This is a genomic window from Glutamicibacter sp. B1 (assembly GCF_039602135.1).
Classification (GTDB): domain Bacteria; phylum Actinomycetota; class Actinomycetes; order Actinomycetales; family Micrococcaceae; genus Glutamicibacter; species Glutamicibacter ectropisis.
On the sequence record NZ_CP125942.1, the window covers coordinates 1,379,766 to 1,405,017 of the forward strand.

20 protein-coding genes are annotated in these 25,252 nt (G+C 55.9%); 14 read left to right on the forward strand and 6 right to left on the reverse strand.

What is annotated here, in order from left to right:
- Nucleotides 1–316 precede the first annotated feature (316 nt).
- Nucleotides 317–2,095, reverse strand: a complete 1,779-nt coding sequence (locus tag QMQ05_RS06455) for an ABC transporter ATP-binding protein (protein ID WP_345473963.1) — start codon at nucleotides 2,093–2,095, stop codon at nucleotides 317–319.
- Nucleotides 2,092–3,828, reverse strand: coding sequence for an ABC transporter ATP-binding protein (locus QMQ05_RS06460; RefSeq protein ID WP_345473965.1), 1,737 nt, complete (start codon nucleotides 3,826–3,828; stop codon nucleotides 2,092–2,094). The genes QMQ05_RS06455 and QMQ05_RS06460 overlap by 4 nt, the downstream gene beginning before the upstream one ends.
- Before the next feature lie 126 nt (nucleotides 3,829–3,954).
- Here QMQ05_RS06460 and QMQ05_RS06465 point away from each other — a divergent pair, with 126 nt between their 5' ends.
- The 5 genes from QMQ05_RS06465 to QMQ05_RS06485 all read left to right on the forward strand — a co-directional run bounded on the left by QMQ05_RS06465 (nucleotide 3,955) and on the right by QMQ05_RS06485 (nucleotide 9,078).
- Entirely contained in the window at nucleotides 3,955–4,944 is a 990-nt protein-coding gene (locus QMQ05_RS06465) for an ABC transporter substrate-binding protein (RefSeq protein ID WP_345473967.1), read from the forward strand.
- Between the two features lie 156 nt (nucleotides 4,945–5,100).
- The gene (locus QMQ05_RS06470) at nucleotides 5,101–5,976 is read left to right on the forward strand and encodes a siderophore-interacting protein (protein ID WP_345473970.1); all 876 of its coding nucleotides are present in this window, start codon (nucleotides 5,101–5,103) and stop codon (nucleotides 5,974–5,976) included.
- A gap of 2 nt (nucleotides 5,977–5,978) precedes the next feature.
- Complete coding sequence (locus tag QMQ05_RS06475) at nucleotides 5,979–7,103, forward strand: FecCD family ABC transporter permease (RefSeq protein ID WP_345473972.1); 1,125 nt, start codon at nucleotides 5,979–5,981, stop codon at nucleotides 7,101–7,103.
- Nucleotides 7,100–8,200 (forward strand): FecCD family ABC transporter permease, encoded by a 1,101-nt coding sequence (locus QMQ05_RS06480; protein ID WP_345473974.1) that lies wholly within the window; start codon nucleotides 7,100–7,102, stop codon nucleotides 8,198–8,200. Before QMQ05_RS06475 ends, QMQ05_RS06480 begins: the two co-directional genes overlap by 4 nt.
- A complete protein-coding gene (locus QMQ05_RS06485; protein WP_345473976.1) occupies nucleotides 8,197–9,078 on the forward strand; it encodes an ABC transporter ATP-binding protein in 882 nt (293 codons plus the stop codon). Before QMQ05_RS06480 ends, QMQ05_RS06485 begins: the two co-directional genes overlap by 4 nt.
- A gap of 938 nt (nucleotides 9,079–10,016) precedes the next feature.
- Here the strand turns inward: QMQ05_RS06485 and ilvD are convergent.
- On the reverse strand, nucleotides 10,017–11,939 hold the full coding sequence (gene ilvD / locus QMQ05_RS06490) for a dihydroxy-acid dehydratase (RefSeq protein ID WP_345473978.1): 1,923 nt from the start codon (nucleotides 11,937–11,939) through the stop codon (nucleotides 10,017–10,019).
- An 84-nt stretch (nucleotides 11,940–12,023) separates the two neighbouring features.
- Here ilvD and QMQ05_RS06495 point away from each other — a divergent pair, with 84 nt between their 5' ends.
- Nucleotides 12,024–12,803: a helix-turn-helix transcriptional regulator gene (locus tag QMQ05_RS06495; RefSeq protein WP_345473979.1), complete on the forward strand. Its 780-nt coding sequence runs from the start codon at nucleotides 12,024–12,026 to the stop codon at nucleotides 12,801–12,803.
- 69 nt (nucleotides 12,804–12,872) lie between these two features.
- On the opposite strand, the gene QMQ05_RS06500 is transcribed toward QMQ05_RS06495, so the two are convergent.
- Nucleotides 12,873–13,583 (reverse strand): hypothetical protein, encoded by a 711-nt coding sequence (locus tag QMQ05_RS06500; RefSeq protein ID WP_345473981.1) that lies wholly within the window; start codon nucleotides 13,581–13,583, stop codon nucleotides 12,873–12,875.
- A gap of 352 nt (nucleotides 13,584–13,935) precedes the next feature.
- Nucleotides 13,936–14,685, reverse strand: coding sequence for an alpha/beta fold hydrolase (locus QMQ05_RS06505; RefSeq protein WP_345473983.1), 750 nt, complete (start codon nucleotides 14,683–14,685; stop codon nucleotides 13,936–13,938).
- A 119-nt stretch (nucleotides 14,686–14,804) separates the two neighbouring features.
- Between QMQ05_RS06505 and QMQ05_RS06510 the strand changes: the two genes are divergently transcribed.
- The 5 genes from QMQ05_RS06510 to QMQ05_RS06530 are packed head-to-tail and all read left to right on the forward strand — an operon-like array spanning nucleotide 14,805 to nucleotide 20,478.
- Nucleotides 14,805–15,530 (forward strand): NUDIX hydrolase, encoded by a 726-nt coding sequence (locus tag QMQ05_RS06510; RefSeq protein ID WP_345474663.1) that lies wholly within the window; start codon nucleotides 14,805–14,807, stop codon nucleotides 15,528–15,530.
- Nucleotides 15,531–15,576: 46 nt separating this feature from the next.
- Nucleotides 15,577–16,857 carry a quinolinate synthase NadA gene (nadA, locus tag QMQ05_RS06515; protein WP_345473985.1) on the forward strand — a complete coding sequence of 427 codons (1,281 nt, stop codon included), beginning with the start codon at nucleotides 15,577–15,579 and terminating at the stop codon, nucleotides 16,855–16,857.
- Complete coding sequence (locus QMQ05_RS06520; RefSeq protein ID WP_345473987.1) at nucleotides 16,854–18,476, forward strand: L-aspartate oxidase; 1,623 nt, start codon at nucleotides 16,854–16,856, stop codon at nucleotides 18,474–18,476. The genes nadA and QMQ05_RS06520 overlap by 4 nt, the downstream gene beginning before the upstream one ends.
- Nucleotides 18,473–19,339 carry a carboxylating nicotinate-nucleotide diphosphorylase gene (nadC, locus tag QMQ05_RS06525; RefSeq protein WP_345473989.1) on the forward strand — a complete coding sequence of 289 codons (867 nt, stop codon included), beginning with the start codon at nucleotides 18,473–18,475 and terminating at the stop codon, nucleotides 19,337–19,339. The genes QMQ05_RS06520 and nadC overlap by 4 nt, the downstream gene beginning before the upstream one ends.
- Nucleotides 19,336–20,478, forward strand: a complete 1,143-nt coding sequence (locus QMQ05_RS06530) for a cysteine desulfurase family protein (protein ID WP_345473991.1) — start codon at nucleotides 19,336–19,338, stop codon at nucleotides 20,476–20,478. The genes nadC and QMQ05_RS06530 overlap by 4 nt, the downstream gene beginning before the upstream one ends.
- Nucleotide 20,479: 1 nt before the next feature.
- On the opposite strand, the gene QMQ05_RS06535 is transcribed toward QMQ05_RS06530, so the two are convergent.
- Nucleotides 20,480–21,436 carry an NAD(P)-dependent oxidoreductase gene (locus QMQ05_RS06535; RefSeq protein WP_345473993.1) on the reverse strand — a complete coding sequence of 319 codons (957 nt, stop codon included), beginning with the start codon at nucleotides 21,434–21,436 and terminating at the stop codon, nucleotides 20,480–20,482.
- Nucleotides 21,437–21,556: 120 nt separating this feature from the next.
- On the opposite strand from QMQ05_RS06535, the gene QMQ05_RS06540 reads away from it, so the two are divergent.
- The 3 genes from QMQ05_RS06540 to QMQ05_RS06550 all read left to right on the forward strand — a co-directional run bounded on the left by QMQ05_RS06540 (nucleotide 21,557) and on the right by QMQ05_RS06550 (nucleotide 25,114).
- The gene (locus QMQ05_RS06540) at nucleotides 21,557–22,618 is read left to right on the forward strand and encodes a D-2-hydroxyacid dehydrogenase (protein WP_345473994.1); all 1,062 of its coding nucleotides are present in this window, start codon (nucleotides 21,557–21,559) and stop codon (nucleotides 22,616–22,618) included.
- Nucleotides 22,618–23,436: an IclR family transcriptional regulator gene (locus QMQ05_RS06545; RefSeq protein ID WP_345473996.1), complete on the forward strand. Its 819-nt coding sequence runs from the start codon at nucleotides 22,618–22,620 to the stop codon at nucleotides 23,434–23,436. Before QMQ05_RS06540 ends, QMQ05_RS06545 begins: the two co-directional genes overlap by 1 nt.
- A 199-nt stretch (nucleotides 23,437–23,635) precedes the next feature.
- Nucleotides 23,636–25,114: an MFS transporter gene (locus QMQ05_RS06550; RefSeq protein ID WP_345473998.1), complete on the forward strand. Its 1,479-nt coding sequence runs from the start codon at nucleotides 23,636–23,638 to the stop codon at nucleotides 25,112–25,114.
- Nucleotides 25,115–25,252: the final 138 nt, after the last annotated feature.

Sequence of the window (25,252 nt, forward strand, 5' to 3'; positions counted from 1 at the left end):
TCCCCACGGACTCCTAACGCACCAAAGTTCACATCATCAGCGGTACCTCCTAGCAGAAATTGAAATACCAGGCCGTAAGAATTGCTCGGTACCCGGTCGCAGGAATTGAAGTACCATTTCGGGCTATTCGGCAATTGTGAACTGAACACTTCGCTAGAACAAAAAGCTGGCTCTATTGAAGAGACGATCAGTTCACGTGCGGGATGTGCATCGCTCAACGATAAGCGGTTCCAATATACAAGGTGACCCCAACCCAGAATGTGGGTGGGGTCACCCGAATTTCAATGCGATTCATTATGCCATCGAGTAGCGAGGCTCAGCCCTCCCAAGCTCGCCAAAGCTTGGCATACTTCCCATCGGATGCCAGTAGCTGTTCATGGGTTCCATCTTCAATAATTTCTCCGCGGTCCATCACTATAATCCGATCAGCGGTTCTCGCCTGGGATAAACGATGCGCGATAACTAGAGCGGTTCGTTCCTTTGTTAATGCCGCTGCTGCGATATCCAACTCGCGGGAGTTGCTGGATCCCGACTCTGCCGTAGCCTCGTCCATGACGACAATGCGTGGATTAAGTACGGCAATACGAACTAGGGCAAGATGCTGCTCTTGATGACTTGATAGTTGGTGGCCATTGGAACCCAGCATTGAGTCCAAGCCTTGGGGCAGATCGTTAATCCAGTGCGCGTGGCAAGAAGCGATTGCCGCTTGAAGCTGGGCTTCAGAGCACGGAGTAGAAGATCCGAGCGTGAGGTTCTCCCGCACGGTTCCGGAGAAGATATGAGTATCTTGCGAGATGAGCGCGATATTCTGGCGAAGACTCGTCATCTCATATGCGGAGAGCTGCTTCCCGTCTAAAGTCGCTATACCCCCGGCCGGTTCGATAATGCCGGATAAGATCCGCGCTGCAGTGGTTTTACCTGCTCCGGTGGTACCCACCAAGGCGACACATTGTCCATCGGCCAAGGACAAATCAAGATCCTTGAGCACAGCCACGTCCGAATCAAAATGATGACTTACTGCGTGCAGTGCCAGCCCGGAGGTGGTGGGTTCATGTGATTCGAGAGAAGTTTCACTGGGAATGCGACGTTTAGCTAGGAGAATACCGGTGACTCGTCGTAGTGCGATGCCTGCCTCTTGAACCATGTCAAAGAGCGTGACTACCTCAGAAATTGGATCGAAAAGTCGATGATAGAGCAAAGCGGCAGTCGTGACCGCACCCACCGTCGTGGCATCGGCCTGCACGAGGAAGAATCCTGCAGTCAGCAAGGCGGCCATGGTGACAAATTCCGCTCGATTGTTGCGCGCGAAGTAGCGGGTAAGCATACGGAACACGCGGTCTGCCACGTTGCGTGAATCGTCGCTGGCTCGTTCAAGAGCGTCAATCTGTCCTTGCGCCCAACCTTGAGAATGCAACATGGCCCGTCCGTGGAACGCATTGAGAAATGTATTGGTTCGACGGGCAAGGATCTCACGTTCTTCGCGATATAACGGTGCACTTCGCGGTAAGTACCAGCGCAAGGACAGCCAGTACATTGGGACGGCGATCAACCCGGTGAGACCCAAAACCCAGTGCAGGGTAAATAACCCTGGAACCGAGAGCACCAGCAGGGTGGCCGCGGACAAGAAGGCCGGCAAAAGCCACGCGACGGCTTGAGAAATCAATCGAGAATCATCGGATACGCGTGAGACGAGCTCGCCATCACCGGCGCGCTCCAAGATTCCCGATTCCAAATTCAACGCATGCTCAACCGCGTCTTCTCGAAGAGTGGCCACCGTAGGTTCAGCAATTTTCGCGTAGAGAACTCGGGCATACCAGGTGAGCGCGGCACCGAAGACCAACGAGGCAGCGATGGCAAGTAAGCATCGGACCAGCGTGGGTTCAGGGTTGTTAGTGCCCAATGCATCAACAAGAATGCCTATAGCAAAGGGCGTGATCATGGCAGTGGCCGAGGCTGCCAAGGTGATCAGCGAGGCCCAGATGATCAACCAGCGTTGCGGGCGTAGAGTACGACCCAAAACCCGCCAAGCTGTTCCAATGCTGGCCGTGGGAAGTGCGGAGGGTACTTGATCCGTGTTTTCGGGGGCGAGGCTCATCGACTGACCACCTTTTCATAGGTTGACTTTGCACAGAGATCTAGGTGCGTGGAGCGGGCGATTGATCCATCGCGATCAACGAAAACTACTTCATCTGCCGCATGCAATAAGGTGGGTGAGGTGCTCAGGATGAGTAAAGTTCCTGCACCTGTACCGCTTTCTTGAGCGTGTTCGCGCCACCGGAGCAACCCCTGGGCGATGTTTGCTTCGGTCACCGAATCTACTGCGCTGGTGGGCTCTTGAAGCACTCTGATCAACGGGCCGCCTGCCAAAGCGCGGGCCAGTGCGATGCGCTGTCGTTGCCCGCCGGAAAGGTTAAAACCACGCCCTTGCACGAGATGTTCTAAACCCTCGGGGAAGTTTTCTAGTAATTCATCGACACCGCTGGCTCGCAGCAGTAGTTCTAATGATCGTGGATCAGGAACCGGAGCTTCACCAAAAATGTTTTCCCTGATGGTTCCTTCGACTAGGTGTGCCTGATGAGGGGCCAACCTCAACAGATTCGGCAGGTAGGCCGGGTCAATGAGTGAAATATCGATCCCATCGAGCAGAAGATGTTGCAACGAATCAGCTGAGTTTGGTGCTGCTTTCTGCTGGCGATTTCCAAGGCTGAGTGTTGTCGCTAGTTGTGCTCGCAGGGAATCTTCAGCGCACACCAGCACCGTGAAGCTGTCGGGAGCCAGGGTGAGAGGGCGATCGGATAACGCGGGTAAATCGATGGTCAGTGCGCACTTAGCGCGCGGAATCGGACGTTGATCCCCGGAGGATTCTGCGCCATCCTCTAGCAAGGCTGCGATGCGATCGGCAGCGGCAAGAGACCGGGTTCGGGCTTCCACGGTAGAAACCAAAGTGCCCAGGGGAGTGGAGAGGAACTGAGCCACTCCCAGCACGCCGAGTAGTGCGCCGATGCTCATGTGGCCAGCCAGAACCTGCCAAGTACCCAAACCTGCAGCGGCTAACAAGACGGTCCCGGAGACTAAAACCTGGGCAGCGTCGATGCGTCCGGAGGCGGAAGCTGACACAATTCCAGCACTTGCGGCCCGTTGGCTGGCATCACGATAACGAGCGGCAGCCTGATCGTGACCACCAATGCCACGCAATACCTGAACACCGGCCATAAGGTCGGCGGCCGCGGCGCCAGAGGCTGCGATATCTGCCTGAAGGTTATCGCTGGCTTTGCTAAGTCGTGGGGTGAGCCAACGCAGCGCAGCCATCCCCAAAGGGGTGATGACCAGTACCGACAGACCCACCCAAAGATTGGCCCAGAGCAGGTAGGCGGCGCAGACCAAGAGGCCACACAAAGCGCTAAGGCCCAACGAAGCTTGGCGGATAATCGACGCGCTCACATCGGTGTCAACCGAGGTGATGGTCGCTATTTCTCCGGGCATGCGGTGAGTTTGTGGCCGGTAGTCAGGAGCCATGACATGTTCGGCAATACGCGTGCGCAGGTGGTGAACTTGTCGGTTCATTCCAGAATTTCCTAGGCGAGCTCCAAAACGATAACCAAAGGAGAGCATCGCGAAACACAGTCCCAGTGCGGTGAGCCAAAGGACCAGTTGGGTCATGGTGCCACCGGCTATTGCATGATCAATGGTTGCGCCAATCAGGGCAGGGACGAGTGCTTCGCCAGCTGTCCAGCATGAGAGCAGGGCGACCGCAGCGATGATTCGTCGACGTTCTGCGTGCAGTGAGGCACGCAACAATAATGACCCGGAGGGGCGAGGTGAGGACATGGAATTCATAATATGTTATAAATATGTTTCGTAACTACCAAAGGTTAGCCTATGATAAGTTTTTCGGGGTGTATGGCCTCTCTGGCGCTATGCACACCCGCCCCTCCAACACTAAGGATCACTCGCATGTCCCGGACTTTCGCACGCGCTTTGCTAGCCCCAGCGGCGCTGTTGGCACTGGCCTCACTATCACTGACAGGTTGTGGGCAATCTTCAGGCCAGGCCGCCGAAAATACTTCTTCATCAGCGGATCAGACACCCCTTAAAACGGTGGATCCGCAGGGGCACGAGGTAAGTTTGGATCAGCAGCCCACCGCCGCCCTTGGCTTCTACACCACCGACGTTGACATCCTGGCAACCCTCGGCATTCCATTGGCTGCCGAACAGCCCATTCGTGGTGATTCTGGGTTCACGACATTCCCCGATTACTTCCCTCAGGAAGCACTTGCAGGGGTGACCCCTTTCGCTAACTACCCGGAGTTCAACTATGAACGGGTACTGGGTGCAGCTCCTGATCTCATTCTTAATGGATTAGGCTACGATGCCGAAGTCCACGAGAAACTCGCAGCGATCGCTCCGACCTACACCACCAATGCCTTTGATGGCGAAACCTGGCAGTCGCACTTTGAACAGACCGCTAAAGACTTGGGTCGCCAAGAGCAGTATGACCAGTGGCTGAAGGAGTACCAACAGGACGGTGCAGAAGCCAAGAAAGCCATCGATGAAGCAGACAACGGAGACCTGACGGTTGCTACCTTGGGCTACTGGGACGGCAAGGTCAATGTTGACTGCTACTCGTACCTGGAATGCGGTGTCTTTGACACGATCGGTTTGAAGACCGAAGAGCTGAGCAAGCAAAAAGGTTTGAGCCTGTCCTTAGAAGAACTGGATCAGCTCAAGAACGTTGATGCGGTGTGGATGTCCATGGGTGTTGGAGAGGACTCGCAGGCAGAACTGGATAAGTCCATCGCTGCCATGGAGAAGTCGCCGTACTGGAAGAACCTGCCATTCGTAAAAAATAACCGGATCTATACCTACAACATGGAAATGACCTATGGCTCGCCTTCAGGCGCCGTAGCGTTCATGGATCAAGTACGCAGCGATCTAACCAAGTAGTCCAGGCGTTCTGCTTGGGCCGGACGCAGCAGTGATTTCTTCATTGCCGCTCCGGCCCGCAGAGCATCACAGCAAACATCCCCATTCCAGCTCAGCCCCAGAATCATCGGTGATCCCCAAATAATCTCCGGTGCATCGCGTCAACAGGATCAGTCAATGGAAATCTTTGAAGCTGCCGTTCAATCCACTCATCATCTCTCGCCCACCCTGAAGCGACTGCGCTTTAGCATTCAAGGATTTACCAGCACCGGAATTGGAGATGAATACGTCAGGCTCTTCTTCCCGCATACCGAAGATCGCAACCTTCTGAGCCTGCCGGTGGCTGACGGTGACACCTGGCGCACCGTGGAAGGCCAACCAGATGCACCGATGCGTACCTACACCATCCGTGATGCTGGTGAAGGATGGATCGAGATTGACTTCGTTGTTCATGAGGGTGGCATCGCCGCAGCTTGGGCACTTGAAGCTCAAGAAGGCGATCGGATTGGGTTGAATTCGCCCACCGGTCTCTATGATTGCCCGCCGGAAACTACCTCCCAAGTGTTGATCTGCGACCTGACCGGACTGCCAGCTGCCGTACGCATTGCCGAACTCAGCGATGCTCAACTGCGTACCGAACTGGTGGTGGAGATTCCCGATGAATCATCTCGCCTAGACCTCAGCTACCTGCCACAAGTCACGGTCCAGTGGATCGTGGCTGGCAATGGGATAGCCCCCAGCGTACTTCCACAGGTGGCCCGCAAAGCCGTGGAACGACTAGGGGGCAACGAACAGCGGCCCTATGTGTGGGTGGCCGGTCAGTCGGCGGCGTTGCGCGAGATTCGTAAGATGCTGCATCGGGAACTGCGGTGGCCCAACACCCAGTACAAGGTGATTGGCTACTGGGTAGAACTAGCAGAAAAATGGCGCGAACGATGGGATGCCTTGGATCCTACGACCAAGTCCTCCCTCGATGCACTGTGGGAGAGTTTTGAGGATCAAGACGAGGCGCTCATCGCCTACGAATCTGAACTTGCGCGTCTGGGCCTGTGAACATGGTGACTTCCACGCAACGTGGCGATACCGAACATGCGCCCCCGCGTGCCGCAGAAACACAGCAGAAGCCGGATGCGCCTGAGAGTTCAGAACTGCCACCTGCCACAGGCAATCTCGTAGATTCCACCGGTGCGAAACTTGCATGGTTAGTTGGACTGGTCATTCTCCTCGCCTTCACCATACTGTGCTCATTGGCTTTTGGTAGTCGGCATATCGACTTTTCTGTGGCGTGGAGCAGTATCGTGGATCCATCGTTGAACTCAGAGGAAGTTCAGGTCATCAGGCAGCTAAGGATCCCGCGCACGGTTTTGGGGGTATTGGCTGGAATCGCCTTAGGCGTAGCCGGTGCGCTGATCCAGGCCCTGACCCGAAATCCACTGGCTGACCCCGGAATTCTCGGCGTGAATGCCGGAGCACAATTCGCGTTGGTTACCGCCAGCTTCTTCCTCGGCTCCCTGTCGGTGATTGCCTCGATTTGGTGGGCACTGGCTGGAGCGTTGGTAGCTACCCTTGCGGTATATGGGCTATCCCTGTCGCGCAATGGGCGTAGTGCTGAGCCTGCCACTTTGGTGCTGGCCGGTGTCGCCTTCGGTGCAGTTCTTTCCGGTGTCACAACTGCCCTGGTACTAATCAGGCCACAAATTTTTGACATGATGCGGGTTTATGCGGCCGGAAATATTAACGGACACGAGCTCTCCACCGTCCTGGTGATCGTGCCCTTCGTTGCAGTAGGACTGCTCATTTCACTGTGCTGTGCCGGGTCGCTGAATGCGATCGCCTTGGGTGATGCTCCGGCTAAGGCTTTGGGCGTTCGTATCGCACCGGTGCGTATCGCTGTGATCACCTCGGTGACGCTGCTGTGTGGAGCTGCCACTGCGTTGGCTGGTCCCATCGGTTTTGTTGGATTGATGATTCCACATGTGGTGCGATGGCTCTTTGGCGTTCAACAAGGGTGGATTTTGGTTTTCACCATGGTGCTCGCACCGGTACTCCTACTCGGCTCGGACATTCTTGGCAGGATCATTTTGCCTAATACCGAGGTGTCCGCCGGAATTGTCACCGCGTTCCTTGGGGCTCCAGTGTTACTCATTTTGGCCCGCCGAAAGAAAGCGAGCACGCTATGAGTACTAAGAGCGTGATTGATCTTCCGTCGCCGACAGAACTTTCGGCAGCCCAAGACTTAGTCGTCCCCACCGGGCGCCGGGAAATCCAAGTGCGGCTGGGTCGGTGGGCCTGGCGTATTGACCGCACCTCGACGTTGGTTGCCATACTGTTAGCGGTGGCGGCCCTGCTCACCGGATTCATTTCGTTAGCCTTGGGTGACATCCGTGTTCCCTTTGACCAGATTCTGCCTGCACTGCTGGGAGATTCCGAGCGCCGTTATGAGGTGGTGGTGCGCGATTGGCGTTTGACCCGAATGATTCTGGCCTTAGTCTTCGGTTTTGCCTTGGGTATTTCTGGAGCCCTGTTCCAGTCGCTGACACGCAATCCGCTTGGTAGCCCTGATGTCATCGGATTTAGTTCGGGCGCATACACCGTGGCTTTGGCGCTCATGCTGTTCACCACCGCCAGTGCGACACAGATCGCTCTTGGGTCGATTGTTGGTGGCTTACTTGCTGCGGCCTTGGTATTCATCATCGCAAGTCGAGAAGGGACCAACGGTTTCCGGCTCATTGTGGTTGGTATTGGCGTGGGCGCGATGCTAGCTTCGGCCAACACTTTTATGCTCTTGGCGGCGCAAAGCCAGGTGGCGATGTCGGCCGCCGTTTGGGGTTCTGGATCTTTGAACTCGGTCAGCAATACTGTCTTGGGCCCGTCCTTGGTGGGCATCGCGTTATTTGCTGTGGCGGCGGTATTCCTGCAACGCCAGGCCCGCATTTTGGAGTGCGGTGATGCTTTGGCCACTTCGCTGGGGGTCAACGCTCGATTGTTGCGTGCTTCGATGGTCATCGTTGGTGTCGGTTTGGTGGCCGTGACCACCGCAGCTGCCGGTCCCATCGCTTTTGTCGCTCTGGTTGTCCCACAGATTGCTGCCCGGTTAACTCGCAGGGCCGAATTAGACCTGCTGCCAGCCGGCTGTTTGGGAGCGTTGCTCCTCGTACTGGCTGACACGATTGCGCGGGTTGCATTCATGCCCATCCAGTTGCCGGTTGGAATCGTGACGGTTTGCCTCGGTGGCGTCTACTTAATTTGGTTGTTGGTAAGGGAGAGTCGTTCATGACTTCACTAGAAACGGAACAAACGCAGTACGATCAGCGAGCAATGCCCGCCGCAAAGGATGCCGTCGGGCATGGTGCGCCGACGAATTCCAAGGGGCTGAAAGTACAAGCGTTGAGCTTGGGATACGACCGAAAAACCGTTATTGATGCCCTGGACTTATCTTTTGAACCGGGAAAATTCACGGCGATTATCGGTCCCAATGGTTGCGGAAAATCGACGTTACTCAGCGCGTTGGCACGGCTCTTGAAACCATCCGCCGGCCAAATATTCCTCGGTGACAAAGCCATTGATTCTTTCAAGCCCAAAGCTTATGCCCGGGAAGTATCGCTGCTCAGTCAGCAGGCCGTGGCTCCGTCGGGAATCACCGTAGCTCAACTTGTTTCTCGGGGGCGTTTCCCGCACCAAGGTCTACTTGCACAGCACAGTAGCGAAGATGAGGCACCAGTACATCAGGCACTACGCACTACTGGGACCCTGGAATTGGCCACGCACAGACTTTCAGATCTATCAGGTGGTCAGCGTCAGCGGGTATGGGTGGCAACCACCCTGGCACAGCAGGCTCCGATTTTGTTATTAGATGAGCCGACGACGTATATGGATGTTGCCCACCAAGTGGATTTGCTTGATCTCTTTGCATCACAACGTGATGCTGGGAAAACGGTGATTACCGTGCTCCACGACATTAACCAGGCGATGCGTTATGCCGATACGGTAGTGCTCATGCATGAGGGCAAAGTTCTGGCCAGCGGTGCACCGGATGAAGTCATCACCGTGGATAGCCTTGGTGCTGCCTTTGGTGTTCACTGCGAGATCCATCCAGATCCGGTCACCGGAGGCCCGATGATGGTGACAGTTCCTGGAGCACGGGTTACTGTGTAATACGCTGTGTTTCTGTCGCCGCACCATTGTTGATGCTAATAGATTCTATGGGTTTTGCTCGAGTGAAACCCATGGAGGGGACCCGACTAGATTTTTGCTAAGCTAGGCAACTCATTGGGACCTATGCAATTGAAGATTTTTTAGAGCATGGATGATCACATGGTGGTTGTACTTTTCGGCGGACAGCACGCCGCGGAGGTCATCGCCACTCATGTCGTTTTCACATTCATATCGGTGAAGCAGCAACGGGCGTTCTGAGTACGTTAGAGCTTCTGGTACTGGGTTGATCATCAATCTTAGGAACTAGAGCGCAGGTCGCGGAGTCATCAGTTTACGGAGCTGTCAATTTTGCGGAGGCTTTTTCTCCACAAGTTCTGGCTATTGTGTTGGTGTGGGCGTAGTATTTATCGTCGTACCGATGTAGCGAATTGGGGGATTTGAAGACGCGTTAGATCGCTCGCAGTCGTTGCGCATCTTTAGATTTGTCGAGGATCAGCTCTAAACGTTTACGTCGTATGGGGCGATTTCAACAGAGTATTGCTAATTTGATATGCAGGGCTGATCTTCGACTTGAAACCCGCTTTATGCAAGAACGTCCCATGAAGGATACTTCGTTGCGGTCGTTCTAGACCGAGTAAAATGCATAGAAATCTAAGGGATAAGACTCTTTGAGCCTCGTGCATCACCCTATAGATTCCTAACCCTAACTCACGTTTATTCTCAGCAAGGCCTTCTGCCCATTTGTGAGTAATCCATAACAATGGCACATGAACAATTGGCTCTATCAAGCTATTCCAGCGAACCGCCAACTCGGTCAGCATCGGGGCCTGGTTTTATCGTGATGTGCAAGAGCCTGTGATGTGAATGCGGAAATGCCGGGCCAACCATTTGGTCGACCCGGCATTCATTGCACGCTGGAAGTTCCAGCGACGATATTGTTAGGCCTTGGCGCCAGCGCGTGCAGCTGCAGCTTCACGCTCATCGGCTTCGCGCAGTGCACGCTCCACACGATCAACATCGCGGACTGCACCCTTATCGGCGGACAGTGCCATCGCAGCATAAGCGCGCAACGCAGGGGAGACCACACGCTCGCGGTTAGCTGGGCGGTAACCGGTGGTAGCGATCAAGCGCTCACGACGCTCAGCCAGAACTTCCTCGGAGACGTTCAAGGTCAGTTCACGAGTTGGGATATCGATGGAGATGGTATCTCCGTCTTCTACCAATGCGATCATTCCCCCGGATGCCGCCTCTGGTGAAACGTGGCCGATGGATAGACCAGAGGTACCACCGGAGAAACGTCCGTCGGTGATCAGTGCGCAAGACTTGCCCAGACCGCGTCCCTTGAGGAACGAGGTGGGGTAGAGCATTTCCTGCATGCCCGGGCCACCCTTTGGACCCTCATAGCGGATGACAACAACGTCGCCTTCCTTGACCTGCTTGTTCAGGATCTTTTCAACTGCTTCATCCTGAGACTCACAGACCACGGCGGGACCGGTGAAGGTCCAGATGGATGGATCCACACCAGCGGTTTTCACCACGGCACCATCAACGGCAATGTTGCCACGTAGAACGGCTAGACCGCCGTCCTTGGAGTAGGCGTGTTCAACGGAGCGGATGCAACCAGCCTCGGAGTCGGTATCCAGGGTTTCCCACTGGGCCGACTGCGAGAAAGCCTTGGAGGAACGTACACCCGCTGGAGCCGCGTGCCACAGGGCGAGGGACTCTTCGCTGGCGTTACCGCCACGGATATCCCACTTATCCAGCCATTCACCCAGGGTGGTGGCGTGAACGGTGTGGACGGTTTCGTCCAGCAGTCCGCCACGGCGCAGTTCGCCAAGGATTGCTGGGATGCCACCGGCACGGTGAACATCTTCCATGTAGTAGATCTTGCCGGCACCAGCAGCGTTAGGCGCGACCTTGGCAAGACAAGGCACACGGCGGGAGACTGCATCGATTTCATCCAAACCGAAGTCCACTCCGGCCTCGCGGGCTGCAGCCAGCAGGTGCAAGATGGTGTTGGTGGAACCGCCCATGGCGATATCTAGTGCCATCGCGTTGCCGAAGGCTTCGACGGTGGCGATATTGCGTGGCAGTACCGTCTGGTCGTTGTCCCCGTAGTAACGGTTAGCGATGTCTACTACCAGCTTGCCTGCATTTTGGTACAGGTCCTTACGAGCGGTATGCGTGGCCAAGGTGGAACCGTTGCCTGGAAGGGACAGACCCATAGCTTCGGTCAGACAGTTCATCGAGTTTGCGGTGAACATACCGGAGCATGAACCGCAGGTAGGGCAGGCAGATTCTTCGATGCGCAGCAGATCTGCATCGGAGACGTTTTCGTTGACTGCTTCGGAGATCGCGTCAACGAGGTCCAGGGTGCGAACGGTGCCGTCTACTAAGGTGGCACGGCCGGACTCCATAGGGCCACCGGAGACGAAGACGGTAGGGATGTTCAGGCGCAAAGCGGCCATGAGCATGCCCGGGGTGATCTTGTCACAGTTGGAGATACAGATCAGTGCGTCGGCGCAGTGTGCGTTAACCATGTATTCCACGGAGTCTGCGATGAGATCTCGGGAAGGCAAGGAGTAGAGCATGCCGCCGTGGCCCATGGCGATGCCATCATCAACGGCGATGGTATTAAATTCGCGGGGGATACCACCGGCAGCTTCAATGGCCTCGGAAACGATGCGACCTACTGGCTGTAGGTGAGTGTGTCCTGGAACGAACTCGGTGAAGCTATTGGCCACGGCGATGATTGGCTTGCGGCCAAGGTCAGCGCCGTTAACGCCGGCTGCGCGGAACAGTGCGCGAGCGCCGGCCATGTTGCGGCCATGGGTAACGGTATGTGAACGAAGTGTGGTCATTTTAAAATCTCACCATAAATTTGTTCCCAAACCCAGACGGTGTCGATACTAGTAGTACTACTACCATGATAAGAAGGCTGGGTTATGAACGCAGGTCAGCGCCGTCGAGAGGAACTGGCGGCATTCCTCAAAGACCGTCGGGCTCGTGCCGATAAAGCATCGCACGGGTTACCGGAGGTTGGTAGAAGTCGAGTTCGAGGGTTGCGGCGCGAAGAAGTGGCCACGCTGGCTGGGGTTTCCGCCACTTGGTACACCTGGTTGGAACAGGCACGCGATATCAATCCTTCGCGCCAGGTGATGTTGTCTCTAGCTCGTCTTTTCCGACTAAGTTCCGTTGAAAGTAGCTATCTTTTATCGCTTGCGGGGCACGGTGAAGTGGATCCTGAAGAACCCAGCGCCATGACTCCCGCTCTACAACGTCTATTAGATGTCATGAATTTTCCGGCATTTTTGCTCTCGACAGACTGGGCCATCATTGGCTGGAATGCCGAATATGCGCAACTTTATCCGCGGATCACCACGGTCAATGTTGAGGACCGCAATCTATTGTGGCTGGTGTTTACCGATGCCCAATTACGTGAAATGCTTCCGGACTGGGAAAAGCAAAGCAGGGGATTTGTTGGTAGCTTCCGTGCGGAGACCAGAGGGTGGCTCAGCCCCTCCGGTGAATCAGGAATTGTCGCGCGCGTCTCTGCTGCTTCAGAGGCGTTCGCTTCAATTTGGAATGAACGCGATGTCGCAGGATTTCAGACAGGGGAGAGGGTTTTCCGTCATCCAGAGAAGGGGCTGACCACATACGAGCAACATAACCTCACCCCCGCAGAAGCTCCAGACCTCACCTTGCTGATGTATACGCCGCTATAGAAGTTCGCGAGCGTTGGCGAGGGATTGAGCCAGCCAGAGTTTCTGGCTCAGATCCGTTCGCCGTCGCCGCTAGTCAAGGTTCAGAACGAATTCTGAGCCTTCCTTGCGAGGAAAGGTAATTTCCCCCAGGTCTTTGGCAGTTTCCGGTTCCATTGCTAAGGAGACTAGTCCATCTTCGGTAGCTCTGAATTCCACCGGTGGGCGAAGATCTTCGTGGTTGCCCGGAATCTTCAGCAGCACGCTTCGAGCGACATCTTCGGTTATCTCTGGTGGAAGCATTGCCAATACGACGCCAGGTTTGTCTTTGTCGCTCTCAATCTTTAATGAGATCCCATTTTCTTTGGCTTCAGTGGGATCCTGACATTGGATTTTTGGCCCGTTGAGTGTGGCGGGCCCATCGCCATCGCCACTTGAAGCCCAAGCTACTAAGCAAAGATCGCCAGATTCATTGACGGCCGGGTACTCGCGTGAGTAGGAGAGTGGAGCCAGGGCCCTGAAGGTTTCTTTTTTGATTGAAGCATCTTCGATTTCTTCGGGCGGCAAATCGGTGTCGGACTGCGCCAGCTTTAGGGTTGGCACGATGTCTTCAGCCGTGATTTCTTTGGATTCTGCCGTAGTGGAAGGTAATGCGCTTTGCGTATTGCTTTCAGTAACGTCACTGACAACCGGTACGGATGTAGTTGTGTCTTTTGCGTTCGGTGCCGTTTCTACAGACGCTGCGCATGAAGTTACGAGTAAAACTGTGCTCAGACCGAGAACCAGCGGAATCTTGGAATTCATTTGAAAGCCTTACTTGATTTGTAAGATGCGCATGTCTTGCTGTGCGCACCAGCGACAAAGTTAGTAGGCGTCCGACGTTCTGGCTAATCATTGAATCAACAATAGTCAAGTCGGGCGAGAACTGAACTTACCTTTCTCTTCGACGCTAGCACTAGATCGCAAGCCCAACAAGGAGTTAAATCCAAGTAGTTGCCTAAAGTTTGGGCATGCAATCTTGTCAAGGGAAGTGTAAGTGAATAGTGGGTGAATATTCTTGGCGTTCTCGAGTATTAGGTGAACCCTGGCTTCAAATGGGCAGTCTGATCTATCGGGTGGCCTCGATGCGAATAGTCAGTTGAATCGGCACCAGGGGCTAACCCTTGAGAAATTCCAGCGCCTTCTCTTTGAACTCCCGACTGGTGACCGCGTTGGCGTGATTGCGGCCAGCTAGCCACAGGACTTCATTGGTCGTACCGGCATCTTTGAGTAGGCGACGCAAGCGAGGCATGGTGGTGGCTAAGTCATCCTGATCTCCAGCGACCAAAAGTGTTGGGGCTGAGGGAACCTTCGCTGCCGGGTCATATGGTTCTGACTTGATGGCTTCAATCAATTCAAATAATGCGCTCAAGTCATTACTTGGCTCTGCGGAAGCAATCTTCATGATGGTCGCGGTGTAGTCATCGTTGATCGGTTCACCGGTTGCAAGATGTGCCTTGGCTTGTTCGATTTCAAAGGCGGCGAGTGGGTCTCCTGCTCCTGGGCCGCCCATGACAAGGTGTTCAACCAAATCTGGGTTAAAGGCAGCGAATTCCCAAGCGAGCCTCGAGCCTAGCGAATAGCCAATGACGTCGACTGGACCTTCATCTAGGTCCATGACGGTGGCAGCTAGTGCCTGACGAATCTGACTCGGCGCCCAACTGCCCTCATTGCGGCGTGGATCTTCGCCATGACCGGGAAGGTCAACAAGTAGTACGTTGCGGCCGGAGTCGGTGAAATATTTCAGCCAACGCGAACGCTCCCAATTCAGTTCGCCGGATGAGGCAAAGCCGTGGATGAAGAGCACGGATGGGCCACTCACCTCAGTGTTTGTGCGTACCACTCGAAGATTCAGATCCAGTGTCATGCCTTAGATCATAGGACATTTTTACCTAAATCTTGGACAGCGGTTAGTTTCACACTCTACTTAATGTCAGAATGACTCTAACCAAAAATCGACGCAACGAAAACGAGGCCAACACAAAAATGTCATCGGTACCGGGATGGGCGAACGTCAACGAGCGCCGCAACCTGCCACCGGCCCTAGCCGTTTCGACGGTCATCTTAGGTATCCGAGAAGGGCAGGATGGAGGCCCAGACAAACTCTGTCTGCCACTGGTCCGCAGAATCCGGCAACCACACGCAGGATTATGGGCGTTGCCAGGTGGTCCGGTTGATGCACGAGAATCCCTAGGCCAAGCGGCCGGCCGGAACCTGGCCGAGACTACCGGCCTACGTCCGAGCTATCTCGAACAGCTCTACACCTTCGGTGACATCGACAGATCTCCCACCCACCGTCTAGTGACCATCGCCTACTTTGCGTTGCTCAATGCAGACCAGGTCGGCGCCACAGTACAAGACGAGAACGTCGCCTGGTTCGACATCGATGATCCGAACATTGCTCAATTGGCTTTCGACCACCGAAAGATCGTGGACTACGCCCTATGGCGGCTACGGAACAAGACCGAATACGGGCAAATCGCTCACCGACTCTTGGGCGAACGATTTACGCTCGCCGCGCTGCGGGGAGTCTACGAAGCAATCCTTGGCCGACGCCTAGACCCAGCAAACTTTCGGCGCACGCTAAAAAATACCGCCACCATCGAAGAAACCGATGAGTACCTTGCCGGTGGGCAACACCGTCCACCCCGTCTCTACCGCTACGTAGGTCACGGTCCTGACCCCTTGGAAGTCGACCCAACGCAAGCCTAGAGATTTCACCAACTTCTCCCTATCAATCGCAAGAAATGGATATCCCATGAGCACTCAACTCACCGACAACAGCCAATCTGTTGCTCAGAACATCACCCGGCTGAACCTCTTGGCCCCAGACTCCACCTGCTCCACGGATCTGGCAGCCAACCCATGGGATACGCCGGCAGGGTATGGCCCGGGTGCCTCTCAGGAAGACCGTGTGCCAGCAGGCTACCCGGTCCAGGGATCCATTCCAGAAGAGTATTTGAAAGCCAGTGATGAAGATCTGGACGCTCGAATTCTGGCAGCGAAAGAAACCCTGGGGGAGAAGGCCGTAATCCTTGGCCACTTCTACCAGCGCGATGAGGTAGTGAAGTACGCCGATTTTGTCGGTGATTCCTTCCAACTGGCCAATGCTGCGCTGACCCGAGACAAAGCCGAAGCCATCGTCTTTTGCGGTGTGCATTTCATGGCTGAAACGGCAGATATCCTCAGCCGTGATGACCAGTCGGTGATCCTGCCGAATCTTGCCGCCGGGTGTTCCATGGCTGACATGGCCGACGGACCAAGTGTGCAAGCCTGCTGGGATGAACTCACCGCACTCTATGCCGATGAAGCCGATGACGGACGTATGCCGGTTATCCCAGTGACGTACATGAACTGCTCGGCAGAGCTCAAGGCGTTTGTGGGACGCAACGGTGGACTGGTCTGCACCTCATCAAACGCTGCGACCGTCTTGGAGTGGGCCTTTGAGCGTGGACGCCGCGTGCTGTTCTTCCCGGACCAGCACCTAGGACGCAACACCGCCAAGGCCATGGGTGTGCCACTGGAACACATGCCGATGTGGACTCCGCGCAAGTCACTAGGTGGAAACGACGAGCAGACGATGAAAGATGCCAAGGTCATCTTGTGGCACGGTTTCTGCTCGGTGCACAAGCGCTTCGCCCCAGCGCAGATCACCAAAGCCCGTGAAGAATTCCCTGGCGTCAAGGTAATTGTTCACCCTGAATGCCCGATGGAAGTTGTCGATGCAGCCGATGCTGCTGGCTCCACCGACTTCATTCAAAAAGCTATTGCGGCGGCCACCGAACCAACAACTTTTGCTATTGGCACCGAAATCAATATGGTCAACCGCCTTGCTGCCCAGTACCCGCAGCACACCATCTTCTGCCTCGACCCAGTGATTTGCCCCTGCTCCACGATGTATCGCATCCACCCCGGCTACCTGGCCTGGGTGCTTGAAGAACTGGTGGCAGGACGAGTAGTCAACCAAATCACCGTTCCAAAAGAACAACAGGGTGACGCAAAAACCGCATTGGAACGCATGTTGGCAGCAAAGCCATGAGCCGGCCTGCCAACACCCCACGAACACTAGCGATTGTTGGTTCCGGAGTTGCTGGTTTGTGCGCAGCTCTTCAAGCGGTACGTCTAGGTTTAAGAGTTTCGCTACTGACCAAAGGATCGTTGGGCGACGGAAATAGTTCCTGCGCACAAGGCGGATTATCCGCAGTGACCACGCAGGGAGAAGCCACGGGGGATTCGGTGGCCAGTCACGTCACCGATACCTTGCGCGCCGGAGCCTGGCACGGAACACAAGAAGCAGTTCAAGAGCTCTGCGGATCTGCCAACGACCTGGTCAATATCTTGGAAGAGCACTCGGTACAGTTCGACAAGGATGCCGCCGGCAATTACCAGCTGGGTTTGGAAGCAGCACACAGTGCGCACCGAATCCTGCACGCTGGCGGGGATGCTACCGGTGCTGGTCTCGTGGCTGCCCTCGCCAGTGCCGTCCGTGCGGCGAAGGATGCGGGACAACTCGACTTAATCGAGAACGCCTTCGTGGTGGACATTGAGGTCACCGAGGCAGACCAGCGTAGTGTGAAGTATCTGCAAGAGGATGCTATCGACCAGCTACACGTTGACGCGGTGCTACTGGCCACCGGTGGACTGGGCTCGCTCTATGCGGCGAGCACGAATCCGCACGGGGCCACCGCGGACGGTATCGGTCTGGCGGCTCGTGCCGGGGCGGTGATCAGCGATATGGAATTTATCCAGTTCCATCCAACACTCGTTGACCCGCAGCTCTACCCGGAAGCCGGGATGATCAGCGAAGCAGTTCGTGGAGAAGGCGCAGTGCTCATCAATGAGCTCGGCGAGCGTTTCATGATTGACATTGATGAACGGGCAGAACTCGCCCCACGCGATGTGGTGGCCCGTGCCATTCACGCTCAATATCAAGCCGGGCACCAGGTCTTTATCGATGCCAGAGCAGTGGAAACTGCCAAAGGTGCAGGCTTCCTTGCACGCCGATTCCCCTCCATCACCGCACGTCTGAAAGCCTGTTCACTGGACATGACGTTGGCTCCGATTCGCGTAGTTGCCGCCCAGCACTATGCGATGGGTGGAATCCACACCGATACCCAAGGACGCACCAGCGTTCCCGGGATTTATGCGGCTGGCGAATGCGCCAACACCACGGTGCACGGTGCGAATCGTCTCGCCAGTAATTCCTTACTCGAAGCCATGGTGTTTGCGCGCAAAGCAGTGCATGCTGCAGCTACCGATGAACCAGGCAGTGCCTGTGATCTGAACGGTCTTGTGGTCGGTGAGTTACCAGAAACGCAGACACAAGCTCCCATGGAATTGAAACAACTCAAGGATCTTGCCAGCGAACATTTGGGGGTCTACCGCACCGGTGACGGGCTGCAACAGTTCATGAGTGTGCTCGACTCCAGCGCCCCGGTGGCACAAGCACCACGAGCACAAAGTGAACTGAACAATCTATACACCTGTGCACGACTGATCGCTTACGCTGCTCAACAGCGGACACAGTCCTTGGGGGCACACCACCGGCTGGACGCTAACGACCAGGAAGCGACCGCACACACCATTCGTTATGGCTGGGTCTTATCAGGCGTGCAGTCAATAGATCATCAGCTTAAAACCAAGGAAGTTAACGCGTGAATCAGCCCATCCATCCGGTCCCACTAGCTGCCATCGACCGGATCCTTGCACTGGCCTTCGAAGAAGACTATCCGCGCGGGGATCTGAGCGCAGACACTATTGTTCCAGCTGAGGCCCAGGCGACCGCCGTGGTCAAAGCTCGGGAACCAGGAGTCTTGGCTGGAGGCACGGTTTTTGCCCGGGCCATGACCACCTTGAACGATAAGACCGAAGTAACCCAGCTGGTTGCCGATGGCCAAAAGTTTGACGCTGGCGATGAGCTTCTCAAGGTGCAGGGGCCAGCGATTTCGGTCCTCAGCGCCGAGCGCGTGGCTCTCAACCTATTACAGCGGATGAGCGCCATTGCGACGTCCACCCGTGAATTGGTGGACCTGGTCTCGCACACCAAGGCAAGGATTGCCGATACTCGAAAAACGACGCCGGGATTGCGCGTGCTAGAGCGGTATTCGGTGCGTTGTGGTGGGGGAGTGAATCACCGAGACAATCTCTCCGAAGCGTTTATGGCCAAAGATAATCACCTTGCCTTGCTCGGCGACGGAGAAGAACTCACCGACGCTTTGAAGTCCGTGCGTGCCCGGCTGGGGCACACCACGGCGATGGAAGTTGAAGTTGACCGGATTGAGCAAATCCCTGCCGTCCTAGCGGCCAAGGTGGACATCATCATGCTGGATAACTTTGATGTCGCAGATCTTCCGGCAGCCATCAAACTCATTGATGGTCAGGCCATTATTGAAGCCAGTGGCACGGTGACTGCGCGTACCGTTGCAGCCATCGCTGAACAAGGTGTCGACATTATTTCTAGTGGAGCCATCACTCACTCGGTGCGGGCTATTGATCTGGGCTTGGATATGGTTATTGCATGATCTACATGGACGCGGCTTCCACCGCCCCGCCTCGTCAAGAAGTTCTTGACCTCATCACCCCACTATTAACCAGCAATTTTGGGAACCCTGCTTCCTTGCACGAGCTCGGTCATCAGGCACGAAGAGCCAACGACTGGGCACGCAATCAGGTTGCTGGACACCTCGGCGTCGAAGAGAGCGAAATCTACTTCACCTCCGGCGGTACCGAGTCGGATAATACGGCCGTCATCGGTGGGGCCTTGGCTAATCCTCGTGGCAAGGTGGTTGTCAGTAGTGCCATTGAGCATCCTGCAGTGTTGGAAGCCTGCGCGTACCTTGTCAGGGTTCACGGATTTTCTCACAAACTCATCCCTGTCGATGAGTTTGGCATTGTGGATCTACAGGTTGCCAAAGAATTGATCGATGACCAGGTCTCGGTAGTTTCCGTGATGGCTGTGAACAATGAAGTGGGCACCATCCAGCCCATCAAAGAACTGGCAGAACTGGCCCATAGTGCGGGAGCTTTGATGCACACCGACGCGGTGCAAGCCGCCGGATGGCTGGACCTCACCGAACTTACCGCACACGTGGACGCCCTAAGCCTCTCGGGACACAAAATTGGTGCACTCAAAGGCAGTGGCGTGCTCTATGTCAGTAACCGTTACGAAGTTCTGCCATTGCTTCACGGTGGCGGGCAACAAGGTGGAATGCGTTCTGGCACCGAGAATCCGGGATCATCGGTCGGTATCGCCAGGGCCTTGCAACTGTGTGCTGAACAGCGCCAAGCCAGGGCAGGAGATGGTTACGGCAATTATCTGATCGAGAGGATCACCAAAGAACTGGGGAAGATTGCCCCGGGGCTGGTGCAAGTGACCGGGCATCGTAAACAACGCATCGGTGGCATTGTTTCTCTGGTTTTCCCCCGTACCGCAGGAGAGACAGTGCTCATTGAATTAGAGCGCCGTGGGGTGCTGTGCTCTTCGGGCTCCGCTTGCGCGGCAGGGAGCACCGACCCTTCGCCGGTGCTCACCGCCATGGGCTATGACGAGCAGCTCGCGCATGCAGCGGTGCGCTTGTCCTTTACTCGTGCCACGAAGGAAAACGAGATTAGTCAGGTGGCCAGCGCAGTGGTGGCCACGGTGAAATCCTTGGTGGCCTAAATTACCGTTCAGCGATGAACCGCTTGGTCACCGAGATGTCTCGATCGCCGAGTCCTGCCTCAATGACCTCGTCGATGGCTTGACGCAAGAGCGGTAGGAGCACTGGATCGGTGTTGGTCGCCGCAGCGATCTCATTGGCGCCAGCCAGATCCTTGCGCATGTACTTGATGGCACCGGATGGCGAGTCATCTCCGCTGACCAGACGATCTTTGCGGCTGTCCAAGAGGCGTGATGAGGCATAACCGTGGCCCAGCAGATCCCACATGGCTGCCAGGTCTAGACCGGAGCGTTCGGCAAGTACCGATGCTTCACCTAACGCAAAGATGGTGGAGCTAACGACAAGCTGGTTGCAGGCCTTGGCGACCTGGCCGGCACCGAGTTCGCCAAGTCGTACCGGGGTTCCGCAGGGTGCGAGGACTTGGGTCGCTCGGGCACAGAGCGCTTCGGAGCCACCAAGCATGATGGACAGCGTGCCTTGGATGGCGCCGTCTTCACCGCCAGAGACAGGGGCATCAACGATGGCGATGCGCTCGCCGTAGCGTGCAGCCAGATCATCGGCCAGAGCGCGAACGCCCGGTGCGGAGCAGGTGGAACCAATAAGAAGAAGTAGGGGAGTTGCAGCTGGGTCTCGTTGCTCAAGTCCGGCCAGAATCCCCTCGGGACCTTCCAGGCACTGACTGATTTGGGGAAGGTCCGGCAGCATGAGCAGGATGTCTTCGCAGTCTTTGGCTAATTGTGCTGCATTGTCGGCCCAGTGAATTTTGTTGGCTGCCGTTTCTGAAGACAAGCCTGAGCTGAGGTCCGCTAGAACGTCATCTTTCGCGCGACTGGACGTCACTTTAACCCCAGCGTGAGTGGTGGCCAGCAGGCGGGCCATCGGTCGTCCGATGGCTCCCAGACCAATCACGCCTACGACAGATTGTTGGTCTGATTGCTGGGCTTGGTTTTCTGAATTCATCTACAACTCCTTTGTTGAACGGTGGTCAAAAGATAAAAAATCATTGGACAACATAGCGAACTCTGTTCAATATACTGTCCAAAGCGGTATGCTGTCACTCGACGGAAGGAAAAGGAAGCAATGACGCCAACTACACAACGTCTGCGCGTGGGAATCGCCGTAGATTTACCAGCAGCAGATCTTGAACTGATGCGAGAACTCGAACCACGTTTGGATTTCGTTTATGAACCCGAACTCTACCGCCCGCAGCGCTGGCAGGGTGACTGGGAAGGGGATCCAACCTTCACACGCACCCCAGAGCAGGCGGAGCGTTATCACCAGATCATCACCTCATCCCAGGCACTGTTCGGCATCCCAGATGTCAACCCCGAACTGTTGCAAAAGACTGTCCGCGAAAACCCGGATCTCCGCTGGGTACACACCACGGCCGCCGGCGGTGGCTCCCAGGTTAAGGCAGCCGCACTAACTGCTGACGAACTGGAACGAGTCACCTTTTCAACCAGCGCCGGAGTTCACGGCTCCACCTTGGCAGAATTTGCTCTCTTCGGTGTTTTGGCCGGAGCAAAGAACCTGCGCAAGCTCGAAGCCGACCAAGCGAACAAGTACTGGCCTTCAGAGCGTTGGCGTATGCGCCACCTCGATGAGATGACCATCCTGGTGGTTGGTCTCGGTGGTATTGGTACTGCCGTGGTCGAACGCTTCAATGCCTGCGGCTCCACCGTCTGGGGTACCTCGCGAAGCGGTAAGCCAGTGGCCGGTGTTGACCGCCTGATTGATCCATCGCAGCTTGCAGAAGTTGCCGGCCAGGTGGACGCGATTGTGGCAACCCTGCCAGGAACCAAGAGCACCGAAGGCCTACTGGGTGCCGATGTTTTCGAAGCCGTTCAAGAAGGAACGATCCTAGTGAACGTTGGCCGTGGAACTGTGGTGGATGAATCCGCACTGATTCCTGCGCTCGAAGCTGGTCGAATTGGCTTCGCTGCCTTGGATGTTGTCGCGCAGGAACCGCTGGATCCCAAGAGCGTTCTGTGGGAGCACCCCAATGTTTTGATCAGCCCGCACACTGCGGCCCTGAGCAATCAGGAGACGACGCGTATCGCCCGACTCTTCGCCCATAACGCAACTTGCCTGCTCGACGGGCAGGGCTTGCGCAATAAGGTGGATATCGTAGAGTTCTACTGATGACAAGCGTAAACGACGTTACAGGCCAGAGCGGGGAGCGGGCTACCCGCGACCCTGCCCCGGCCGTTACCAGAGCCATTGCTATTCTGCGGTTGCTCGCCGAGGCTGATGGGCGTTCACTCTCGCTCAGTGAACTCGCGCGCACCCTAGGGATTGCCAAGTCCTCGTGCGCCAACCTTTGCCAGGCGCTGGAAGACGGTGAGATGATCCGTCGCACCAGCGATGGCTTTGGTCTGGGGCGTCGTAACGCAGAGCTAGGCGGAGCTTTTTCGGTTCAGTTCAATCAGGTGCGCGAATTCTTTGACCAGATCTCCTCATCGCCTACGCTGCGTGGGGAATTGGTGCAGATTGCCATGCTTGATGGTTCTGACTCGCTGTATCTTGCCCGGCATGAGGGTCGTAACCCCTATCGCTTTGGGGCACCTTTAGGCTCACGTTTGTCGGCCGCATTCAGTGCTGCCGGTAATGCTTTGCTGATGAACCTCGATAAAGACCAAGTCGCTGAGATCATGGGCGAGGTGCTGCCCATGCGCAGTGGTGTTGATGGTCTAGAGCTGACTCTGGAAGATCTCCATCAGCGTCTTGAAGTCGCCCGCGAGCGGGGTTTTGCCGTTGATGAAGGGCATTCCACTAGCGGGGTGACCGGGGTTGCTGTGCCATTGGCGGCATGGTCCCCGGGTGACCCACCATTGGCCTTGGGAACGGCTCTTCCTGTTGACCAGGCAGATCCGATCCGAGTGGCGGCCACCGGTACCGCCTTGCGCGAGGTTGCCGCACGCTTGGAAAATCCGTGGAGGAAGCGCGCTGCGCGCAGTTAATGAGCGCAGTACTAAGTTCATAGAACACTGAAAACGAGCATCGGCCCGTACCCCTAAATTCTTGGGGGTGCGGGCCGATGTTCTGTGCGTGGTGCAGATCCCCGAAAATAAACCGTCCACTATGTTGTACGTTGTTCGCTATGCTGGTATCTTCGATGCAGGAAGTAGTGATGTGATTCACTTGTCGAAGGAGACCTCCATGAATACAACACCAGCACGCGCCGCCGGCTCCGGCGGAACAGCGCTTGACGAGAACTACGCCAAGAATCTGCAGCGGGCCACTCTGGCATCCAGCATTGGTAGTGCACTCGAATATTTCGATTTCGCTTTGTATGGCTTGGCCACAGCCCTGATTTTCAACGTGTTGTTCTTCCCGCAAGGTGATCCAGCCATGGCCACCGTCGCGGCGTTCGCAACCTTCGGTGTTGGCTTCGTGGCCAGGCCCTTTGGTGGTTTGTTCTTCGGTATGCTTGGTGACCGTCTGGGGCGCAAGATCGTTTTGGTCATCACCATCGTGCTCATGGGCGGTGCTTCAACGCTGATCGGTGTCCTGCCAACCTACGAGATGGCTGGCATTTGGGCACCAATATTGTTGGTTCTCTTGCGACTGCTTCAGGGCTTCGGCGCAGGTGCCGAGCAGGCTGGTGCAACGGTTCTGATGGCGGAATACGCTCCAACTGCCCGCCGCGGATTCTTCTCCGCACTGCCATTCATTGGTATTCAGGCCGGTACCCTGTTGGCTGCAGTCGTTTTCTCGCTGCTGACCATGTTGCCTGAAGAGGCTTTGATGACCTGGGGCTGGCGTGTTCCATTCCTGGCATCGTTCTTGCTGATCATTCTTGCGGTTCTTATTCGTTCAAAGCTGGAAGAGACCCCAACCTTTGTTGAGATGGAAAAGCGCGAGCAGGTTTCAGAGCACCCACTGCGTGAACTCTTCCGCAACGGATTCCCAGGCGTCCTGGTTGGTATCGGTCTGCGCATGGCAGAAAACGGTGGCTCCTACATGTTCCAGGGCTTGGCTTTGAGCTTCTTCGTCACCGTTGTTGGTCCAGAAGCCGATAAGGGTCTGCTGACCTGGGGCGTGACCATTGGTTCGCTGATCGGTGTGTTCTCGGTGCCGTTCGCCGGTGCGCTCTCCGACCGCTTTGGCCGTCGGGCCGTCTACCGTGCTGGTGCTCTGTTCATGCTGGTCTACTCGCTGCCAGCCTGGTGGATGCTGACTCTGGGCAACCACGCACTAGCTATTGCAGTCATCGCTATTGGTATCGGCTTCGCCGTAGCCACCATGCTTGGCCCACAGTGCGCGATGCTTCCAGAACTCTTCGGTAGCCGTCACCGTTACCTGGGCGTGGCTATGGCTCGCGAAATCTCGGCTGTGTTGGCCGGTGGCTTGGCAGGTGTCCTAGGTGCTTACCTGATCGCCATCACCGATGCTAACTGGCTAGTACTCGGCCTATACATGACGGTTCTGGCAGCCATCACCGTGGTTTCGACCTTCCTGGTTCCAGAAACCCTGCGCCGAGACCTAACCCGCACCGATGATGCAGTGAAGATTTCCTCGGTGGAAGCCGGCGATGATGTCTGGCTCAACGGCAGCCAGGGCACCGGAGCATCGGCAGTCTCCGCTCGTACCTCCTTCACCGTAGACCGCACCCCGGTCTCGGCAGATGAGCGCTAGATCAGAGGCAACCACGTCTCAGTCTTCACGACCATAGACAGCCCCTGACCTACTCGTAGGATCAGATATAACGCAGTGGGCCGTTCAAACAATCAGATTGTTTGAACGGCCCACTGCGTTTTTGATAAAAGATACCCA

Excerpts from the sequence above, each read along its gene's own strand:
- QMQ05_RS06520 (WP_345473987.1), top strand. The coding sequence starts at position 16,854 with ATGAGCCGGCCTGCCAACACCCCACGAACACTAGCGATTGTTGGTTCC.
- QMQ05_RS06500 (WP_345473981.1), bottom strand. The coding sequence starts at position 13,583 with ATGAATTCCAAGATTCCGCTGGTTCTCGGTCTGAGCACAGTTTTACTC.
- QMQ05_RS06495 (WP_345473979.1), top strand. The coding sequence starts at position 12,024 with ATGAACGCAGGTCAGCGCCGTCGAGAGGAACTGGCGGCATTCCTCAAA.
- QMQ05_RS06545 (WP_345473996.1), top strand. The coding sequence starts at position 22,618 with ATGACAAGCGTAAACGACGTTACAGGCCAGAGCGGGGAGCGGGCTACC.
- QMQ05_RS06465 (WP_345473967.1), top strand. The coding sequence starts at position 3,955 with ATGTCCCGGACTTTCGCACGCGCTTTGCTAGCCCCAGCGGCGCTGTTG.
- nadA (WP_345473985.1), top strand. The coding sequence starts at position 15,577 with ATGAGCACTCAACTCACCGACAACAGCCAATCTGTTGCTCAGAACATC.
- QMQ05_RS06470 (WP_345473970.1), top strand. The coding sequence starts at position 5,101 with ATGGAAATCTTTGAAGCTGCCGTTCAATCCACTCATCATCTCTCGCCC.
- QMQ05_RS06475 (WP_345473972.1), top strand. The coding sequence starts at position 5,979 with ATGGTGACTTCCACGCAACGTGGCGATACCGAACATGCGCCCCCGCGT.
- QMQ05_RS06460 (WP_345473965.1), bottom strand. The coding sequence starts at position 3,828 with ATGTCCTCACCTCGCCCCTCCGGGTCATTATTGTTGCGTGCCTCACTG.
- ilvD (WP_345473978.1), bottom strand. The coding sequence starts at position 11,939 with ATGACCACACTTCGTTCACATACCGTTACCCATGGCCGCAACATGGCC.
- QMQ05_RS06550 (WP_345473998.1), top strand. The coding sequence starts at position 23,636 with ATGAATACAACACCAGCACGCGCCGCCGGCTCCGGCGGAACAGCGCTT.
- QMQ05_RS06540 (WP_345473994.1), top strand. The coding sequence starts at position 21,557 with ATGACGCCAACTACACAACGTCTGCGCGTGGGAATCGCCGTAGATTTA.
- QMQ05_RS06485 (WP_345473976.1), top strand. The coding sequence starts at position 8,197 with ATGACTTCACTAGAAACGGAACAAACGCAGTACGATCAGCGAGCAATG.
- QMQ05_RS06505 (WP_345473983.1), bottom strand. The coding sequence starts at position 14,685 with ATGACACTGGATCTGAATCTTCGAGTGGTACGCACAAACACTGAGGTG.
- QMQ05_RS06530 (WP_345473991.1), top strand. The coding sequence starts at position 19,336 with ATGATCTACATGGACGCGGCTTCCACCGCCCCGCCTCGTCAAGAAGTT.
- QMQ05_RS06535 (WP_345473993.1), bottom strand. The coding sequence starts at position 21,436 with ATGAATTCAGAAAACCAAGCCCAGCAATCAGACCAACAATCTGTCGTA.
- QMQ05_RS06480 (WP_345473974.1), top strand. The coding sequence starts at position 7,100 with ATGAGTACTAAGAGCGTGATTGATCTTCCGTCGCCGACAGAACTTTCG.
- QMQ05_RS06455 (WP_345473963.1), bottom strand. The coding sequence starts at position 2,095 with ATGAGCCTCGCCCCCGAAAACACGGATCAAGTACCCTCCGCACTTCCC.
- QMQ05_RS06510 (WP_345474663.1), top strand. The coding sequence starts at position 14,805 with ATGTCATCGGTACCGGGATGGGCGAACGTCAACGAGCGCCGCAACCTG.